Origin of the sequence: Dehalobacter sp. TeCB1 (genome assembly GCF_001707455.1) — a bacterium.
In the GTDB taxonomy this organism is placed as follows: domain Bacteria; phylum Bacillota; class Desulfitobacteriia; order Desulfitobacteriales; family Syntrophobotulaceae; genus Dehalobacter; species Dehalobacter restrictus.
Genome location: NZ_MCHF01000019.1, coordinates 1 through 3,993, shown reverse-complemented (window position 1 = coordinate 3,993; position 3,993 = coordinate 1). Strand labels below are relative to the sequence as shown.

Genomic DNA, 3,993 nt, shown 5'->3' with positions numbered 1-3,993 from the left:
ACCGGAGAAATTTCCTGAAAGCCGGTGCTGCAGCGACTGCTATGGGAGTTGTTGGGGCGCTGACAGCGCCAGCCAAGGTCGCCAGTGCGGCGGGCGAGACGTTTAGGTATACTGCCGCACCCAAAGGCCAATGGTCCAAATTAAATCCTGTTCATGATATGGGCAGCGTCTCGCTCCGTTTTGTAGAACAAAACGACAAGTGGCTGGGAACTACGAAAATTGTCGGACCGATAAAGAAAACCAGCCAATACGACAGCGGATTTGATCGTTGTGCTGAGGGATTAGTCAGTCAAAGAGCACAATTAGGACTCTACAATCTCATACCCAAAGATCCCATGTCGCTGGCGATAGTTATGGGGACCGCCCTGCCGAAGCCCCTCGTGGAAGGTCCTGTTGCTCCTGTGAAAACGGAAATTCCTGATCCAGAACAAATGTCGATGCATATCAAAGACCTGGCTTATTTTTTAAGAGCCGATGATGTGGGAATCGGCAAGATGCCATCGTATGCTTACTGGTTTGAAAAAACGATATATGAACCGTTTGCCTCAAGAGAGTTGCTTGAATTACCCAGGGAACAGTGCGTTAAGCCGATAACTGAACCGGAAATGCCCTATGTTATTGTGGTCATGGTCGATCAGAATCTGAAAACAACGCTCGCTTCCACAGGTTATGACGCCATCAGCCAATCTCAATCTTTCCTGGGATATCACTCAACTGGAGTCATTTCTGTTATTATTGCGCAATATATCAGAAATCTTGGTTATAACGCCCGGGCGCAATACGCTGTTGATTATACCGCAAATATGCCTCCGACTATTATAGCGGCAGGATTGGGCGAACTGTGTCGCACAGGTGATTGTGCCATTCATCCCCGGTTGGGATTCCGTAATAAGGTGGCTGGTATTACAACAGATTTGCCGCTTGTTCCGGATAAACCCATTGATTTTGGCCTTCTTGACTTCTGCCGTATCTGTAAAAAATGTGCTGAAAATTGTCCTAACGGCGCTATTTCACTCGATGATGATATGAAAGAAGTGAACGGTTACCTGCGTTGGAAAAACGATGCAGACAAGTGTGCCGAATTCCGGGTAAGTAATGAAGAAGGTGTCTGCTGTGGAAGATGCATGAAGGTCTGCCCGTGGAATTCGAAGGAAGATTCCTGGTTCCACCAGGCGGGAACTTGGTTTGGAAGCCAGACTAAAACCTCTGCGTCGATGCTGAAATCTATTGATGATATGTTTGGATATGGAACCGAACAGATCGAGAAATATAAATGGTGGCTTGAGTGGCCGGAAAAATACAAACTGCCTCCCGTAAGTGTTCTAACAGCGCCATTGCCGAAAAGTCCGCTCTAATAGACTCCAAAATACAAAAGTATTAGAATTTTTTAGCAATGAAGTAATCAAACATGAGAAGAGCTGTTGAGGACGAATGAAAAAGTTGGGTGTCAACAGCTCTTTTATAAAATCGATGCCATAAATATGGATATTCCAGGGTGAGCTGTCAAAGTAAATGCAACTCCTTACTATTTACGCTGGTAAAGGTTGCATTTACTTTGACAGCTCACTGTATAAAAAAAGGGGCTGTATCACAACTTAGCCTCAAACGAAGACGTCAATTTCAAAATGAAGTCTTTTCTATTTGGGGGCGCAACCGAAACATATAGTTTCGTTACGCCCCCTTTCCGACATGAGCAACTTTGCTCCGTATTATTGCCAATTCCTTAAGTAAAAGGAGCGAACAAATTGCTTTTAAGTCATTCCCATACAGGTATCGATTTTTGCAAAAAAGTTAATATGGATGTACAAATGATAAAAAAAATTATCGTATGCTAATAGTGCAAATTTCAATCACCATAAAATAAGGCAATTATTACTGGGAAATGCCTGTAGCGGTAACCCAATTCAATAAGGAAAGGAGAGGAGATAAATGCAAGAGAATTTTGGAAAATGGATGGGAGGAATTCCAGATACTTTTTATGCAGTAAGTAGGTTGGAAAAATATGCACATCATGGTACTGCAAAATTTTATTCCAAAGGAAGTTATATTGGCTTCTCGGGAGAAGGAAGGAGCGAATTATTTTATGTACTTTATGGCAAGGTGCAATTAAATTACATTTTTGATGATGGAAGGGAAAGGATGGTCTATTTTGGCGGGAAGCATAGTGTATTCAATCATCTATACCATTATGCTTACAAATCTACTTTTGAGGGTTGTTTGCTGGCGTTAGAAAATAGCAAAGTATGTCATTTTTCTGAAGAACAGATTGAACATATTTTTCAGTTGGACAGAGATATTATCTTGGACTTATTAAAAAATAGCAATGCTAAAGCTTCTTATTTTATGAAGCAGGCTGTTGAAATGGATTATTTTAATTCGGCGGTTAGGGTTGTAAGGTTACTTCATGATCTTTGTATTTCTATGGGGATACCGGTGGACAGCCATATTGAAGTTAGCATAAAGTTAACACTAAAAAACATTTCTGAGATAACCGGTGCTCATTATGTGACGGTATCAAAGGTATTTACCCTTCTGAAAAGACAGGACATTTTGGTAAAAAAGACTGGAAAGATGATTATTTATAATCTTGAAAAACTAAAAGAGTTGACGCAGAGAACACAAATATTTAAGAATTTATAATTTATATTATAAGGGTTAGTCAAACAAAAAAATGCCATTCTGATAACCAAACCTGAATTATAAAAAGTTATTGTATTCTAATATCGCAAATTCTATAATTAAATTAAGATTTTCAAATATCTAGACTCATGGCATTATTTCTTCCCAAGAGTACCTATTTAAGTTATTATTCCTTTTATTTATCGTATTTTAACACAGTTTACTAACAAAAAAATTTAATGCATGCAAACAAATAAGTAGGAAAATATATAAATTAATAAGAAAGTGTATTATTGGGGGGTTAGAAAGCCATGGAATATGATTTTTTTAATGAATTGACAAGAACAATTCCTGACACATTCTATCCCGTTGAAAAATTGCAAAGATTTGTCCACTTAGGAGTTGTGAAATCCTATGCCAAAGGAAGTGCGGTTATTTTGCCAGGGGATGAGTGCATGCTAATCTATGTACTTTCGGGAAAAATCCAGCTCAACATGGTTACAGAGGAAGGTAGGCAAAGGTTGGTATATTTTTGCGGCAAAAATGGAGTCATGGATAGGATCTTTCAGCTGAATAATGATAATGCCTACGCGACTGCAATAGAAAAATGCAGAGTGTGTTTTTTTTCAAAGGAGCAGCTTATAACAATTTTTCAAACTGACTGTGATTTATATTTTGAAATTATGAAAAATCTTTTTGCCAAAGGCATTTATTTTATGAAACAGACCATTGAAATGGAATTATACAATCCTACGGTCAGAATTGTAAGACTTCTTTATGGACTATGCATATCTAACGGAATACCCGTAGGGGATTCATATGAAGTCCGTCTTGAATTGTCTCAGAAACAAATTTCTGAAATATCAGGAGTCCATTTTGTTACAGTATCCAAAGTATTAGGATATTTGGAAAAGCAAAAGATTATCGAGAAAAAGAAAGGCAAGATCATTATCCATGATTTAGATAGATTAAAAGAGCTAACATTTGAGAAACGTCTTTTTTAAAAGATAGTATCAGATAATACAAATTTTTTAAGTCATTGGAAAGCTGTCAATAAACAAACCCTCATGGATTTTTGTTCCTGAGGGTTTGTTTATTACAGAGACCAAAAAATAAAAATTTTATTTATATTTTAATTATCCGATTATAACTAATACAGAAGTGCTGATATAGAAAATTAATTAATGTTTAATTCATACTAAAATTCCTATCAAGAATATCTTTAAAATTATATTAAAAGGGAGGTGGATGTATGGGTACATTCTTAATTTTTCTTGCCGGTGTGTTATTTTTAGCGGGGATTCTTTTTATTAAACCTCGCGCCAAAAAGGACTTAATGTGGAAAACAGTACTGAACTGGGCCTTATATGTTAT

Annotated in this window: 3 protein-coding genes and 1 pseudogene; all 4 read left to right on the top strand. The window is 37.5% G+C overall.

What is annotated here, in order from left to right:
* Window positions 1-1,355 (top strand): reductive dehalogenase (locus tag A7D23_RS05520; RefSeq protein WP_176714396.1); only part of this gene is annotated, 1,355 nt, incomplete at its 5' end.
* A 574-nt stretch (window positions 1,356-1,929) separates the two neighbouring features.
* Window positions 1,930-2,640: a Crp/Fnr family transcriptional regulator gene (locus A7D23_RS05515; RefSeq protein ID WP_068883410.1), complete on the top strand. Its 711-nt coding sequence runs from the start codon at window positions 1,930-1,932 to the stop codon at window positions 2,638-2,640.
* Between the two features lie 290 nt (window positions 2,641-2,930).
* Window positions 2,931-3,623, top strand: coding sequence for a Crp/Fnr family transcriptional regulator (locus A7D23_RS05510; RefSeq protein ID WP_068883408.1), 693 nt, complete (start codon window positions 2,931-2,933; stop codon window positions 3,621-3,623).
* A gap of 248 nt (window positions 3,624-3,871) precedes the next feature.
* A pseudogene (locus A7D23_RS16380) lies at window positions 3,872-3,993 on the top strand (dehalogenase); the annotation flags it as partial.

Bases quoted from the DNA above. Each gene is read 5' to 3' on its own strand.
- A7D23_RS05510 (WP_068883408.1), top strand. From the start codon at position 2,931: ATGGAATATGATTTTTTTAATGAATTGACAAGAACAATTCCTGACACA.
- A7D23_RS05515 (WP_068883410.1), top strand. From the start codon at position 1,930: ATGCAAGAGAATTTTGGAAAATGGATGGGAGGAATTCCAGATACTTTT.